A 13,268-nucleotide genomic window follows, 5' to 3' on the forward strand; every position below is an offset into this window, starting at 1 on the left:
CGACAGAGCAAAGCGACTGAAATTTGGGCGGAATGTGAACGGGATGGCGGAAAAATCGGAACTGGACAGGCACAGCCGGCGGACCTTAAAGATCAATGATATGAACCACCCGAAACCGCGCACCCGAATTCAGCAGAAAAATACAGAGGCCATCCTGGAGGCCGCGCTGGATGTTTTTTCCCAATATGGTTTCCGGGGCTCCACGCTGGACCAGATCGCACAGGCCGCCGAACTGTCGAAACCCAACCTTTTGTATTATTTCCCCTCGAAAGAGGCGATCCACGCAACGCTTCTGGCCGGCCTTCTGGATACGTGGCTCGACCCGCTGCGCGCCATGGATCCCACGGGCGAGCCGGTTGAGGAAATCCTGGCCTATGTCCGCCGAAAACTGGAAATGAGCCGGGATTTTCCGCGCGAAAGCCGGCTGTTCGCCAATGAAATCCTGCAAGGCGCACCACGCATCAAAGATGCGCTCGAGGGGGAATTGAAAAACCTCGTCGACGAGAAATCCGTGCTCATCGCGCGATGGTCCGCCGAAGGCCGCATCATCACGGTGAACCCGCATCACCTGATCTTCTCGATCTGGTCGCTGACCCAGCACTATGCGGATTTCGACGTGCAGGTGCACGCCGTGCTGGGCGAGGACAGCGAAGCGCCCTTCGCAGAAGCCGAGCGTTATCTGGTAACCCTCTTCACCCGGCTTCTGACACCCTGAGCGCTATTCGGCGGCGCGCGCCGCCGGGTTGTTGGGATGGCTCGTCCAGTTGGCGTATTTCTCTGTCACGGTCTGGCCGGTGCGCGGGTCCACCTGCCCCGGTGCCACCTGTTCCATCGTGATGCACCCCTCGACCGGGCAGACATTGACGCACAGGTTGCAGGCCACGCATTCGTCATCCTGCACCTCGAACACCCGGTCTTCGGACATCGAAATCGCCTGATGCGAGGTATCTTCGCAGGCCGCGAAACAGCGGCCGCAGCTGATGCAGGCCTCTTGATCGATGCGCGCCTTGGTGACGTAGTTCAGGTTCAGATACTGCCAGTCGGTGACATTGGGCACCGCGCGGCCGACCACCTGCTCGACCGAAGTATAGCCCTTTTCATCCATCCACTCAGACAGGCCGGAGATCATTTCCTGCACCACACGGAACCCGTAGGTCATGGCCGCAGTGCAGACCTGCACATTGCCCGCGCCAAGGCTCAGAAACTCCGCCGCGTCGCGCCAGGTTGTCACGCCGCCTATGCCCGAAATCGGCAGGCCGGCGGTTTCGGGGTTGCGCGCGATCTCCGCCACCATGTTCAGCGCGATCGGCTTGACCGCCGGGCCGCAATAGCCGCCATGGGTGCCCTTGCCGTCGATCATCGGTTCGGGCGCCATCGTATCCAGATTGACCGCGGTGATCGAGTTGATCGTGTTGATCAGGCTCACAGCATCCGCACCGCCCCGTTTCGCCGCCTCGGCAGGATAGAGGATGTTGGTGATGTTCGGCGTCAGCTTCACGATTACCGGCATCCGGGTGTTCTGCTTGCACCAGCGGGTGACCATCTCGATATATTCGGGCACCTGGCCCACGGCGCTGCCCATGCCGCGCTCTGCCATGCCATGCGGGCAGCCGAAGTTCAGCTCGATCCCGTCGGCGCCGGTCTCCTCGACATGGGGCAGGATGGCCTTCCAGGCCTGTTCCTCGCACGGCACCATCAGCGACACCACAAGCGCCCGGTCGGGATAGTCACGCTTGACCGATTTGATCTCGCGCAGGTTCACCTCCAGCGGGCGATCGGTGATCAGTTCGATATTGCTCAGCCCCAGCAACCGCCGGTCCGCGCCCCAGACCGCGCCATAGCGCGGGCCGTTGACGTTGACCACCGGCGGGCCCTCTTCGCCCAGGGTCTTCCAGACCACGCCACCCCAGCCGGCCTCATAGGCGCGGCGGACGTTATATTCCTTGTCCGTCGGCGGCGCCGACGCCAGCCAGAACGGGTTGGGCGATTTGATGCCCACGAAGTCGGTCGAGAGATCAGCCATCTGCGTTCTCCTTCTTCTCAGCCCATCAGGCTGGCATGAATGTCTTCTGCGGCGTCGCGGCCTTCGGCCACCGCCGTCACCGTCAGGTCGTCGCCGCCCGTCGCGCAATCGCCCCCGGCCCAGATGCCGGGCAGGTTGGTCCGGCCCGCGCCTGTCACAGCGATCTTGCGCCCCGAAAGCTGCAGCCCCTCGGGCGTGCCCTCCAGTGTCTGGCCGATCGCCTTGAACACCTGATCGGCCTTCAGCCGGAACGTCTCTTCGGTCAGGCGCAGCCCTTCCTCGGTTTCCTGGGTATAGGCAAACTCCACCGCCCTGACGGCGCCATTGCCGATGAACCTCACCGGCGCGGCCCCGGTGATGATGCGCACCCCCTTGGAGGCCGCGTGATCCTGCTCATGCTCGCTGGCACTCATGTGGTCGCGATCGCGGCGATAGACCATCGTCACATGTTCCGCCCCCAGCAGCTTGGACTGAACAGCGGCATCAACCGCCGTCATCCCGCCGCCGATCACCACCACGTCGCGCCCGACCTCAATATTGGCAAGTGTCGCCGCCTGCCGCAGTTGCGCGATGAAATCAACTGCATCCTGCACATGGGATTTCTCTTCGCCCTCCGTCCGCAGCGCGTTCACGCCCGACAGACCGATGCCGAGGAACACCGCGTCATATTGCGCGCTCAGCCCCTCAAGCGACAGTTCGCGCCCCAGCGATTTGCCGGTTTCGATGGTGATGCCGCCGATCTGCGTCAGCCACGCCACCTCTTTCTGCGCATAGTCATTCACCGTCTTGTAGGCCGCGATGCCGTATTCGTTCAGCCCGCCGGGCTTGGCCCGCGCGTCGAACAGCACCACGTCATGCCCCCGCATCGCCAGCCGGTGCGCGCAGGCAAGCCCCGACGGCCCGGCCCCGACCACGGCAACGCGTTTGCCTGTAGGCGCGGCGCGGGTGAACGGATGCACGCCCGCCGCCATCAGCGTATCGGTCGCGAAGCGCTGCAGCCGGCCAATCTCCACCGGTTTGCCCTCGGCCACCTCGCGCACGCAAACCTCTTCGCACAGCTGCTCGGTCGGGCAGACTCGGGCGCACATGCCGCCCAGGATATTCTGCTCGAAAATCGTCTTGGCCGCGGCCTCGGGGGTTCCGGTCTGGATCTCGCGGATGAACATCGGGATATCGATGGAGGTCGGGCAGGCCGTCACGCAGGGTGCGTCATGACAGAAATAGCACCGGTCGGCGGCCACTGCGGCCTCATGCGCATTGAACGGCGGCATCTTGTCTGCGAAATTGTCGCGATACGCGTCGGCCTGCAAACGTCCGGGCGCCACACCCGGGGTCAGATGACTGTTTGCCAATCGAAATCTCCCTGATAGTCCTGCATTTGTCAAACCGTGCCACGGGCGATTATTTTGATCAAACGGTAAATTTTAAACGCGAGACTTAAGCGTCGCGCTGGTCAAATCCGCCCCGAAATCCGCCGCGCCTGCCCGAAAAACAGGCAGCATGGCGGGCAATCCCGTGGGCCAGACCCAACATCAATGGGCAACAGGCGCTTTTCTCTGGCCAATCGCTCGCGTATAAGCGGCGCAAACACGAGGCGCAGACCCGCCGGGAGCGGGCGCAGGAACACCGATCGAGGATGGTATGACGAAACATTCCCATGACGCGGATGTGGCCTTTATCCAGGCCCTGGCCGAACTATTGCGTGAAAACGACCTGACGGAGCTTCAGGTCAAACGCGAATATGCCGAAGCCGACAGCCTGGATGTCCGCGTTTCGCGCGCCGGCCCGGCCGTGGCACCGGCGGCCGCGCCCGTGGCCGTGGCACCGGCGGCCGCCGCCCCGGCCCTAGCCCCCGCCCCGGCGCCGAGCGAAGATCCGGCGCAATTGCCCGGCGCTGTCACCTCGCCCATGGTCGGCACGGCGTATCTGCAGCCCGAACCGGGCGCCAAACCCTTTGTGTCGGTCGGCGATCAGGTCGCCGAAGGGCAGACCGTGCTGATCATCGAAGCCATGAAAACGATGAACCAGATTCCGGCGCCGCATGCGGGCACCGTCAAGCGTATCTTCGTCGAAGACGGCGCGCCGGTCGAGTTCGGCGCGCCGCTGATGATCATCGAGTAAGGCCAGAGCCGCATGTTCGAAAAAATCCTGATCGCCAACCGGGGGGAGATCGCGCTGCGCGTGATCCGCGCCTGCCGCGAGATGGGCATCCGCTCGGTCGCGGTGCACTCCACCGCCGATTCCGACGCGATGCATGTGCGCATGGCCGACGAAACCGTGTGCATCGGCCCGCCGCCCGGCAACCAGAGCTATCTGTCGATCCCGGCCATCGTCTCGGCCTGCGAGATCACGGGCGCCGACGCGATTCATCCCGGCTATGGCTTCCTGTCGGAAAACGCGAATTTCGTGCAGATCGTCGAAGATCACGACATCGCCTTCATCGGCCCCACGGCCGAACACATCCGCATGATGGGTGACAAGATCACCGCCAAGGAAACCATGAAGGCCCTGGGCGTACCTTGCGTCCCCGGCTCTGACGGTGGCGTGCCGGATCTGGAGACCGCGCGCAAGGTGGCGGCCGAAATCGGTTACCCGGTGATCATCAAGGCCACCGCCGGCGGCGGCGGGCGCGGCATGAAACTGGCCAAGACCGCCAAAGACCTCGACACCGCCTTCCAGACCGCGCGTTCAGAAGCCAAAAGCGCCTTTGGCAACGACGAGGTCTATATCGAGAAATACCTCGGCGCGCCCCGGCATATCGAAATTCAGGTGTTCGGCGACGGCAAGGGCAACGCCGTGCATCTGGGCGAGCGTGACTGTTCACTGCAGCGCCGCCACCAGAAAGTGTTCGAAGAGGCCCCCGGCCCCGCCATCGACGCCGAAACCCGCGCCCGTATCGGCAAGACCTGCGCCGACGCCGTGGCCAGCATCGACTATATCGGCGCTGGCACGATCGAATTCCTGTATGAGAACGGCGAGTTCTATTTCATCGAGATGAACACCCGCCTGCAGGTGGAGCACCCGGTGACGGAGGCGATCTTTGGCGTCGATCTGGTGCGCGAACAGATCCGCGTGGCCGAAGGCCTGCCGCTGTCTTTCACGCAAGCCGAGCTTGCGCTGAACGGCCATGCCATCGAGGTGCGGATCAACGCGGAAAAACTGCCGAATTTCGCGCCCTGCCCCGGCAAGATCACCGCCTTCCACGCCCCCGGCGGGCTTGGCGTGCGGATGGATTCGGCGCTGTACGATGGCTATTCGATCCCCCCCTATTACGACAGCCTGATCGGCAAGCTGATCGTGCATGGCCGCGACCGCCAAGAGGCGCTGGCCCGTCTTGCCCGCGCCCTGGGCGAGCTGATCGTCGACGGGGTGGACACCACCGTGCCGCTGTTCCACGCCCTGCTGCAGGAGCCCGACATCCAAAGCGGCAACTATGACATCCACTGGCTGGAGCGGTGGCTGGAAAGCAACCTGAACACCTGACCGGATGGGCCGTCAGAACCTGACCCCCGAAGTCTTGCTGAACGCCTATGCCGCAGGCGTGTTCCCCATGGCCGAAAGCCGGGACGACCCAGAGGTTTTCTGGGTCGATCCCCGCCGGAGGGGGATCTTCCCCTTGGACAATTTCCACATTTCCAGATCGCTCCGCCGCAGAATTCTCAAAGAAGAATACAGTATTCGAACAAATACCGATTTCGCCGGCGTTCTGTGCGGCTGTGCCGAGCGTGACGAGACCTGGATCAACGACATCATCTTCGACCTCTACACCCAGCTTCACCGCGCCGGCTTTGCGCAGTCGCTCGAAGTGTGGCAGGACGGCGCGCTGTCGGGCGGGGTTTACGGTGTTACGCTGGGCGGGGCGTTCTTTGGCGAAAGCATGTTTTCACGCCGCACCGACGCCTCGAAAATCGCGCTGGCTTATCTGGTGGACCGGCTGCGCCAAGGCGGGTTCAGCCTGTTCGACACACAGTTCCTGACCCCGCACCTGAAAAGCCTCGGGGCGATCGAAATCAGCCGGGCCGAATATCACATGCTGCTGAACAGGGCTCTGCACCAGACCGCCGACTTCAACGCGCCAGCCACGCCTGACGCTCAGTTGCTCGTGCAGCGCAACACCCAGACATCGTAGCGCGGATGATCCAGCGCGCTGAGCGCCGGGCTGGAGGCGATCATCCAGCCTTCGAACACCGGCGCGTCGGCCCCCGTGTTGCGGATCGTCAACAAGGCGTAAGCGTCGCTGGAGGGGTTGTCGGCCGGAAAGCGGCATTCGCCCAGCGAGATTTCGATCCGTCCGTATGTGGCGGTCTGCCCGTTGGCCAGTTCGATATCCGAAACCGCCCCCGACACCCGGTCGAGCACACGGACCACACCGCCCGGCGCGGTTTCCATGAGATCCTGCGCCAATGCGGGTATTGCCAGAAGGCTTAGCGCAAGCGCGAGCCTCACTGCGGCGTCTCCTCGCTCGAACCCGAGGAAGTCACGAATTTCATCAGCAACGAGATCAGGCTGACGGAGCCCTGGGTATCCTCGATCTCTTCGCCCGGCTCCAGATCGACGGGCGAGCCGCCCGGCACGATCTCGATATAGTTGCCGCCCAGCAATCCCTCCGACGAGATCAGGATCGCGCTGTCGTCGGGCAGCACGATGCCATCCTTTACCGTAAAGCGCGCGTCGGCCCGGAAGGTTTGCGGATTGAGCGCGAGCGACGTGATCGTGCCCACCTTGACCCCGGCCATCTTGACGTCGGTACCGACGGCGATCCCCTCGACCGACCGGAAAGAGGCGCGCAGCTCATAGCTTCCGGTGGTGGAACCGCCGATCCCCGTTGCATTCATCATATAGGCCAGAAACCCCGCCGCCACTGCAAGAACGACGGCCCCGACCAGTACTTCTATCTTGTTTTCGGACATCTGCTCTATTCCGGCTGCCATGCTTCGTAATCACTGCGGGCGGCAGGGATCGTGCGGCGAATGGAACCGGCGGGCGCATAGGCCAGCGCAGTGCCGGTCAGGTTTTCGTGATGCGGCTTTTCCCAGGGTTTGTGAACCAGCGGGGCGTCGCCCGGGCGCTCGTCGAACGTGTGATGCAGCCAGCCGTGCCAATCGGGGCTGATGCGGCTGGCCTCGACCTCGCCGTTGTAGATCACCCAGCGCCGCTTGCCGTCGCGGGTTTCGTAAAACTGGTTGCCCTGTGCGTCTTCGCCCACCTTCACGCCCTTGCGCATGGTGAAAAGCTGGGTGCCCAGCGTCTGGCCGTTCCACCAGGTGAAGAGTCGAAGAACAGTGTTGAAGATGCCCATGAAACCCTCCGGCAGTCGCTCTGGAACATATGGACCATGTCACCGGCGAGGTCTAGGGGCAAGGGCCGCGCCATGATCCGCAAATGAAAAAGCGGGCACGAGGGCCCGCTTTCCTGTCTCTTCGGCAGCGCGGTATCCTAGCCCGCGCTGGCGCCCTCTTTCTTGTGATCGGCATAGATCATCAGCGGCGCGGCATCAGAGGTTACGGCCTCTTCGTTCACCACCACTTCTTCAACATCGTCCATCCCCGGCAGGTCGAACATCGTGTTCAGAAGGATGTCTTCCATGATCGAACGCAGGCCGCGGGCCCCTGTCTTGCGCTCGATGGCGCGCTTGGCGATAGCGCTCAGCGCATCTTCGGTGAAGGTCAGCTGGGTGTCTTCCAGCTCGAACAGGCGCTGATACTGCTTGACCAGCGCGTTCTTGGGCTGGGTCAGGATTGTCACCAGCGCGTCTTCGTCCAGATCGGTCAGCGTGGCGATCACCGGCAGGCGGCCGACGAATTCCGGGATCAGCCCGAATTTCAGCAGATCCTCCGGCTCCAGCTCGCCGAACATCTCGCCCACGCCGCGGCTGTCATTCTCTTTCACATCGGCGCCGAAGCCGATGGCAGAGCCCTTGCCACGTTGCGCGATGATCTTTTCGAGCCCCGCGAAGGCACCGCCGCAGATGAACAGGATGTTCGTGGTATCCACCTGCAGGAATTCCTGCTGCGGATGCTTGCGCCCGCCCTGCGGCGGAACAGAAGCCACGGTGCCTTCCATGATCTTCAGCAGGGCCTGCTGCACGCCTTCGCCCGACACATCGCGGGTAATGCTGGGATTGTCGGATTTGCGGGTGATCTTGTCGACCTCGTCGATATAGACGATGCCGCGCTGCGCACGCTCCACATTGTATTCCGACGCCTGCAACAGCTTGAGAATGATGTTTTCCACATCCTCGCCCACATAGCCCGCTTCGGTAAGCGTGGTGGCATCGGCCATGGTAAAGGGCACATCCAGAATCCGCGCCAGCGTCTGCGCCAGCAGCGTTTTGCCGCAGCCGGTGGGGCCGATCAGCAGGATGTTGGATTTGGCCAGCTCGATATCGCCACCCGATTTGGCCGCGTGATTCAGCCGCTTGTAGTGGTTGTGAACCGCCACCGAAAGCACCCGCTTTGCATGGGACTGGCCGATCACGTAATCATCCAGCACCTCGCAGATTTCCTTGGGTGTCGGCACCCCGTCCGAAGATTTCAGACCAGCGGCCTTGGTCTCTTCGCGGATGATATCCATGCACAATTCGACGCATTCGTCGCAGATGAATACAGTCGGACCGGCAATAAGTTTGCGCACCTCATGCTGGCTTTTGCCGCAGAACGAGCAGTAAAGCGTGTTCTTGGAGTCGCTGCCGGAGTTGTTCGCCATGTTCATCCTCTGAGGCTTGATCGTCTGTGCGGCGGTTCCGCGGAGTGGCCTGGGCTTTCGATATTCCCGATAGCCTAGGCCAGAGATTTTCCGGGCACAACGCCAAATTCGGCACTGCGCCCCTATGTTGCACCCTGCCTATTCGGCTTCGGGCTCGCCCTTGGCGCGGTTTTCGACGATCTCGTCGATCAGACCCCAGTCCTTGGCGTCTTCCGGCGACATGAAATTGTCCCGCTCCAGCGCATCCACGACCGTTTTCAGTTTCTGGCCGGTATGCTTGACGTAGATCTGGTTCAGCCGGTCCTTCAGCTTCTGGGTTTCCTGCGCATGGATCATGATATCCGTCGCCTGGCCCTGATAGCCGCCCGACGGCTGATGCACCATGATCCGGCTGTTGGGCAGAGAGAAACGCATCCCGTTTTCGCCCGCCGCCAGAAGCAGCGACCCCATCGAGGCCGCCTGCCCGATCACCAGCGTGGAAACCTTGGGCTTGATATACTGCATCGTGTCATAGATCGACAGGCCGCTGGTTACCACACCACCGGGGCTGTTGATGTACATCGAGATTTCCTTGGCCGGGTTTTCAGCCTCCAGATGCAGAAGCTGCGCCACGATAAGCGACGACATGCCGTCATGCACCGGGCCGGATACGAAGATGATCCGCTCTTTGAGCAGGCGCGAGAAAATGTCATAGGCCCGTTCCCCGCGCGAGGTCTGCTCGACCACCATGGGAACAAGGGTATTCATGTAGATGTCATATGGATCGTTCATATCGGCCTGCCTGTTGATTTGGGCATCCTAAGCCCGAGAAACCTGACAGAGTCTTAGGCCCGCGCCCGGGTGGCTGCAAGGCCCTGCCCGCCCACATTCTCGGCGCCGGCGCATGTCTGGCGGCGCAACCCATGCCAATTGTTACGAAATCCGGCGCGGTTCACACAGTTTTTTGTGTGGCGGCGTGATCGCGTCTTGGCCATACCTGTGTGGCCACGATACCGGAGACGCCCTTGATGAACCGCCTTTTTTCCGCCTTCGCCCTCGCCGTCTTCGCGCAGGGCGCGGCAGCCGATCCCGACCCCGCTGACTGGGATGCCGTCCTGCAGGACGCAAGGGGCCAGACCGTTTACTGGAACGCCTGGGGCGGATCGACGGCGACCAATGATTTCATCCGCTGGGCCGGCGATCAGGTGCAACAGCGTCACGGGGTTGTCGTGGAGCATGTGAAACTTTCCGATACCGCCGATGCCGTCAGCCGGGTTCTGGCCGAAAAGACCGCCGGAAAGGATGCAGGCGGCGCGGTCGATCTGATCTGGATCAACGGCGCCAATTTCGCGGCGATGAAAGAGGCCGGGCTGCTGTTCGGCCCCTGGGCCGAAAACCTGCCGAACTGGCCGCTCGTGGATATCGAGGGGAAACCGGCCGTCACCTCGGATTTCACCGTGCCGACAGAGGGGCTGGAAAGCCCCTGGGCCATGGCGCAGGTGGTGTTCTATCACGATAGCGCGCGCCTGCCCGAACCGCCCAGATCCATCCCCGCGCTGCTGGAATGGGCCGCCGCCCATCCCGGCCGCTTCACCTTTCCGCAGCCGCCCGATTTTCTGGGCACCACCTTTCTCAAACAGGCGCTGTACGGGCTGGCCGAAGATCCAGCGCTGCTGCAAACCCCGGTCGAGGAAACGGATTACGCCGCCGTCACCGCCCCGCTCTGGGCCTTTCTGGATGATTTGACGCCAAACCTGTGGCGCAGGGGCCGCGCCTATCCGCAGACCGGCCCGCGCCAGTTGCAGCTCATGGCGGATGGCGAGATTGATCTGGCCCTCTCCTTCAGCCCCGGCGAGGCATCGACCGCGATCGCCAATGGCGAATTGCCCGACACCGTGCGGACCTTCGTGATCGACGGCGGCACCATCGGCAATGCCAGCTTTGTCGCCATCCCCTACAACGCCACGGCCAAGGCGGGCGCGATGGTGCTGGCCGATTTCCTGCTCTCGCCCGAGGCGCAGGCTCGCGCGCAGGATCCCGCCGTGCTCGGCTATGGCACCGTGCTGGCGACCAACCGCCTTGATCCCGCCGACCGCGCCTTGTTCGACGCGCTCGAGCTTGGCATCGCCACGCTGACGCCGGTCGAACTTGGCCCCGCCCTGCCCGAACCGCACCCGAGCTGGGCCGTGGCGCTGGAAAAAGACTGGTCCGCCCGCTTCGGCGTGGCGCAATAGGCCATGCGCCTGGCCCCGGCGCTGACACTCGTACTGCTGCTCGGCCCGGTTCTGGCCGGGCTGGCGGGTACGCTGGCCCCGGCCTTGGGCCTGTTCCCGGCGCTGGGGGGAAGAAGCCTCAGCCTGGCGCCGGCCATGGCGTTGCTCGACTGGCCCGGCCTTGTGCCGGCGGCGCGGCTCAGCGTGACCACCGGGCTTGCCGCCACCGCGCTTTCGCTGGCCATCACCGCGCTGATCATGGCAGGCTGGTCGGGCACCCGCGCCTTTCGCTGGATGGAGCGTGCGCTGTCGCCGCTGCTGTCGGTACCGCATGCGGCGGCGGCCTTCGGCATCGCCTTTCTGATCGCCCCGTCGGGCTGGATCTCCCGCGCCCTGTCGCCCTGGGCCACTGACTGGCACCACCCGCCCGACCTGCTGATCGTGCAGGATCCGTGGGGCATCGCCATGGTGCTGGGGCTTGTCGCCAAGGAGGTGCCGTTTTTGCTGTTGATGACGCTGGCCGCCCTGCCGCAGGCGATGCCGCGCCGCAGCCTGACCATCGCGCAATCGCTCGGCTATTGCCGCGTCACCGGCTGGCTGAAGGCGGTGTTTCCCCGCATCTATGCCCAGATCCGGCTACCGGTCTACGCCGTGCTGGCCTATTCCATGTCGGTGGTCGATGTCGCCATCATCCTTGGCCCCAACACGCCGCCGCCGCTGGCCGTGCAGGTGGTGCGCTGGATGGGCGACCCCGATCTGACGATGCGGTTTCAGGCCGCCGCCGGGGCGGTACTGCAACTGGCCCTCGTGGTCGTCGTGCTGACGCTCTGGCGCCTGGGCGAAGGCGTTGCGGGGCGGTTGGGCAAAAGCTGGATCGCGCGCGGCGGGCGCGGCCGGTTCGACCACGCGCTGGGCCTGGCCGGCATGGCCGCCGCCACGCTGACCGCAGGCGCGGTGCTGCTGGGGCTGGCGGGCCTAGCGCTCTGGTCCGTGGCCGGCTTCTGGACCTTCCCCGACGCCTGGCCCGACAGCCTGACCCTGCGCGCCTGGATGCGCCACGCCCCCGGCCTGCGCGACCCTGTGCTTGAGACCGTGATCATCGCGCTGGCGGCCACGCTGATCGCGCTTGCCCTGACACTGGCCTGCCTGCAGGCCGAGCATCGCTTCGGCCTCAGCCCCGGCGCGCGCAGCCTGTGGCTTTTGTACCTGCCGCTGCTGATCCCGCAGATCGCCTTTCTGCCCGGCCTGCAGACCCTCGCGCTGATCGCGGGGGCGGATATGGGGCGCGGCGTGGTGATCCTGGGCCATGTGGTGTTCGTGCTGCCCTATGTCTTCCTGTCGCTCGGCGATCCGTTCCGCAAGTGGGATACGCGCCATGCCACCATCGCCGCCGCTCTCGGCGCCGCGCCCCGCCGCACCTTCTGGGCGATCCGCCTGCCGATGCTTTTGGCCCCGGTGCTGACCGCGGCCGCCGTCGGCTTTGGCGTGTCGGTGGGGCAATACCTGCCCACCCTGCTGATCGGCGGCGGCAGGGTGCAGACCCTGACGACCGAGGCCGTGGCGCTCGCCTCGGGCGGCGACCGGCGGGTGATCGGCATCTACGCGCTGGCGCAGACCGGGGTGGTGATCCTGGGTTTCGCCGCCGCGCTGCTGCTGCCCCGGCTTGCCTGGGCGAACCGCCATGCGCTAAGGGCGGCGGCATGACGCAAACCGGGCTTCGCCTTGAAAACCTTCGCATCCTGCGGCGCGGCCGGCAGCTTGTGGCGCTGGATACCCACGTGGCGCCGGGGGCGGTGCTGACGGTGATGGGCGCCTCGGGCGTGGGCAAATCCACCCTGCTCGCGGCGATCACCGGCACCCTGCCCACCGGGTTTCGTGCCGAGGGCCGGATCATCCTGAATGGCGAGGATATCTCCCGCAAAGCCCCCGAGCACCGCCATGTCGGCATCCTGTTTCAGGAGGAGCTGTTGTTTCCGCACCTTTCGGTCGGCGGCAACCTCGCCTTCGGCCTGCCGCCCCGCATCCGCGGCCGCGCCGCCCGCCGCACGAAGATCAAAGAGGCGCTGGACGATGTCGGGCTTGCGGGCTTCGCCGCGCGCGACCCCGCCACGCTTTCGGGCGGGCAGAAGGCGCGCGTGGCGCTGATGCGGATGCTGCTGTCGGAACCCAAGGCCCTGCTTCTCGATGAAGCCTTCGCCGGGCTCGACGCCGCCCTGCGCGCACAGGTGCGGCAACTGGTCTTCGACCGCGCCCGGGCCCGCGCCCTGCCGGTGCTGATGGTTACCCATGACGCGGCGGATGCGCAGGCGGCAGGGGGCCGCCTGATCGTGCTGGAGCCGCGCTGAGCG

General features: G+C 64.4%; 14 protein-coding genes. 7 read left to right on the top strand and 7 right to left on the bottom strand.

Annotated elements, in window-relative coordinates; translation table 11 throughout:
- Positions 1 to 100 precede the first annotated feature (100 nt).
- Positions 101 to 715 carry a TetR family transcriptional regulator C-terminal domain-containing protein gene (locus GGR17_RS15595; RefSeq protein ID WP_054540436.1) on the top strand — a complete coding sequence of 205 codons (615 nt, stop codon included), beginning with the start codon at positions 101 to 103 and terminating at the stop codon, positions 713 to 715.
- Positions 716 to 718: 3 nt separating this feature from the next.
- On the opposite strand, the gene preA is transcribed toward GGR17_RS15595, so the two are convergent.
- The gene (gene preA / locus GGR17_RS15600; RefSeq protein ID WP_054539517.1) at positions 719 to 2,023 is read right to left on the bottom strand and encodes an NAD-dependent dihydropyrimidine dehydrogenase subunit PreA; all 1,305 of its coding nucleotides are present in this window, start codon (positions 2,021 to 2,023) and stop codon (positions 719 to 721) included.
- Between the two features lie 17 nt (positions 2,024 to 2,040).
- Complete coding sequence (locus tag GGR17_RS15605; RefSeq protein WP_054539518.1) at positions 2,041 to 3,375, bottom strand: NAD(P)-dependent oxidoreductase; 1,335 nt, start codon at positions 3,373 to 3,375, stop codon at positions 2,041 to 2,043.
- A 289-nt stretch (positions 3,376 to 3,664) separates the two neighbouring features.
- Between GGR17_RS15605 and accB the strand changes: the two genes are divergently transcribed.
- From accB to aat, 3 genes are read left to right on the top strand one after another with little or no spacing between them, the layout of a single operon-like run.
- Positions 3,665 to 4,144 (top strand): acetyl-CoA carboxylase biotin carboxyl carrier protein, encoded by a 480-nt coding sequence (accB, locus tag GGR17_RS15610; protein ID WP_054539519.1) that lies wholly within the window; start codon positions 3,665 to 3,667, stop codon positions 4,142 to 4,144.
- A gap of 12 nt (positions 4,145 to 4,156) precedes the next feature.
- A complete protein-coding gene (gene accC / locus GGR17_RS15615; RefSeq protein ID WP_054539520.1) occupies positions 4,157 to 5,506 on the top strand; it encodes an acetyl-CoA carboxylase biotin carboxylase subunit in 1,350 nt (449 codons plus the stop codon).
- A gap of 4 nt (positions 5,507 to 5,510) precedes the next feature.
- Positions 5,511 to 6,152: a leucyl/phenylalanyl-tRNA--protein transferase gene (gene aat, locus GGR17_RS15620; protein WP_054539521.1), complete on the top strand. Its 642-nt coding sequence runs from the start codon at positions 5,511 to 5,513 to the stop codon at positions 6,150 to 6,152.
- On the opposite strand, the gene GGR17_RS15625 is transcribed toward aat, so the two are convergent.
- From GGR17_RS15625 to GGR17_RS15645, 5 genes are all read right to left on the bottom strand, one after another.
- A complete protein-coding gene (locus GGR17_RS15625; RefSeq protein ID WP_054539522.1) occupies positions 6,116 to 6,469 on the bottom strand; it encodes a DUF2155 domain-containing protein in 354 nt (117 codons plus the stop codon). The genes aat and GGR17_RS15625 overlap by 37 nt on opposite strands.
- Positions 6,466 to 6,933 (bottom strand): outer membrane lipid asymmetry maintenance protein MlaD, encoded by a 468-nt coding sequence (gene mlaD / locus GGR17_RS15630; protein WP_054539523.1) that lies wholly within the window; start codon positions 6,931 to 6,933, stop codon positions 6,466 to 6,468. Before mlaD ends, GGR17_RS15625 begins: the two co-directional genes overlap by 4 nt.
- Positions 6,934 to 6,938: 5 nt before the next feature.
- A complete protein-coding gene (locus GGR17_RS15635) occupies positions 6,939 to 7,322 on the bottom strand; it encodes an NADH:ubiquinone oxidoreductase subunit NDUFA12 (protein ID WP_037211306.1) in 384 nt (127 codons plus the stop codon).
- Positions 7,323 to 7,459: 137 nt separating this feature from the next.
- Positions 7,460 to 8,728 carry an ATP-dependent Clp protease ATP-binding subunit ClpX gene (clpX, locus tag GGR17_RS15640; RefSeq protein WP_054539524.1) on the bottom strand — a complete coding sequence of 423 codons (1,269 nt, stop codon included), beginning with the start codon at positions 8,726 to 8,728 and terminating at the stop codon, positions 7,460 to 7,462.
- 138 nt (positions 8,729 to 8,866) lie between these two features.
- Positions 8,867 to 9,499: an ATP-dependent Clp protease proteolytic subunit gene (locus GGR17_RS15645; protein WP_037211304.1), complete on the bottom strand. Its 633-nt coding sequence runs from the start codon at positions 9,497 to 9,499 to the stop codon at positions 8,867 to 8,869.
- 236 nt (positions 9,500 to 9,735) lie between these two features.
- Here GGR17_RS15645 and GGR17_RS15650 point away from each other — a divergent pair, with 236 nt between their 5' ends.
- From GGR17_RS15650 to GGR17_RS15660, 3 genes are read left to right on the top strand one after another with little or no spacing between them, the layout of a single operon-like run.
- A complete protein-coding gene (locus GGR17_RS15650) occupies positions 9,736 to 10,941 on the top strand; it encodes an ABC transporter substrate-binding protein (protein ID WP_054539525.1) in 1,206 nt (401 codons plus the stop codon).
- Positions 10,942 to 10,944: 3 nt separating this feature from the next.
- The gene (locus GGR17_RS15655) at positions 10,945 to 12,624 is read left to right on the top strand and encodes an ABC transporter permease (RefSeq protein WP_054539526.1); all 1,680 of its coding nucleotides are present in this window, start codon (positions 10,945 to 10,947) and stop codon (positions 12,622 to 12,624) included.
- Positions 12,621 to 13,265: an ATP-binding cassette domain-containing protein gene (locus tag GGR17_RS15660; RefSeq protein WP_054539527.1), complete on the top strand. Its 645-nt coding sequence runs from the start codon at positions 12,621 to 12,623 to the stop codon at positions 13,263 to 13,265. The genes GGR17_RS15655 and GGR17_RS15660 overlap by 4 nt, the downstream gene beginning before the upstream one ends.
- Positions 13,266 to 13,268: the final 3 nt, after the last annotated feature.

The sequence above is a fragment of the Actibacterium naphthalenivorans genome (genome assembly GCF_014196965.1).
GTDB classification, from domain to species: Bacteria; Pseudomonadota; Alphaproteobacteria; order Rhodobacterales; family Rhodobacteraceae; genus Actibacterium_A; species Actibacterium_A naphthalenivorans.

Excerpts from the sequence above, each read along its gene's own strand:
- accC (WP_054539520.1), top strand. The coding sequence starts at position 4,157 with ATGTTCGAAAAAATCCTGATCGCCAACCGGGGGGAGATCGCGCTGCGC.
- preA (WP_054539517.1), bottom strand. The coding sequence starts at position 2,023 with ATGGCTGATCTCTCGACCGACTTCGTGGGCATCAAATCGCCCAACCCG.
- GGR17_RS15595 (WP_054540436.1), top strand. The coding sequence starts at position 101 with ATGAACCACCCGAAACCGCGCACCCGAATTCAGCAGAAAAATACAGAG.
- GGR17_RS15650 (WP_054539525.1), top strand. The coding sequence starts at position 9,736 with ATGAACCGCCTTTTTTCCGCCTTCGCCCTCGCCGTCTTCGCGCAGGGC.
- accB (WP_054539519.1), top strand. The coding sequence starts at position 3,665 with ATGACGAAACATTCCCATGACGCGGATGTGGCCTTTATCCAGGCCCTG.
- GGR17_RS15645 (WP_037211304.1), bottom strand. The coding sequence starts at position 9,499 with ATGAACGATCCATATGACATCTACATGAATACCCTTGTTCCCATGGTG.
- clpX (WP_054539524.1), bottom strand. The coding sequence starts at position 8,728 with ATGGCGAACAACTCCGGCAGCGACTCCAAGAACACGCTTTACTGCTCG.
- GGR17_RS15635 (WP_037211306.1), bottom strand. The coding sequence starts at position 7,322 with ATGGGCATCTTCAACACTGTTCTTCGACTCTTCACCTGGTGGAACGGC.
- aat (WP_054539521.1), top strand. The coding sequence starts at position 5,511 with ATGGGCCGTCAGAACCTGACCCCCGAAGTCTTGCTGAACGCCTATGCC.
- GGR17_RS15655 (WP_054539526.1), top strand. The coding sequence starts at position 10,945 with ATGCGCCTGGCCCCGGCGCTGACACTCGTACTGCTGCTCGGCCCGGTT.
- mlaD (WP_054539523.1), bottom strand. The coding sequence starts at position 6,933 with ATGTCCGAAAACAAGATAGAAGTACTGGTCGGGGCCGTCGTTCTTGCA.
- GGR17_RS15660 (WP_054539527.1), top strand. The coding sequence starts at position 12,621 with ATGACGCAAACCGGGCTTCGCCTTGAAAACCTTCGCATCCTGCGGCGC.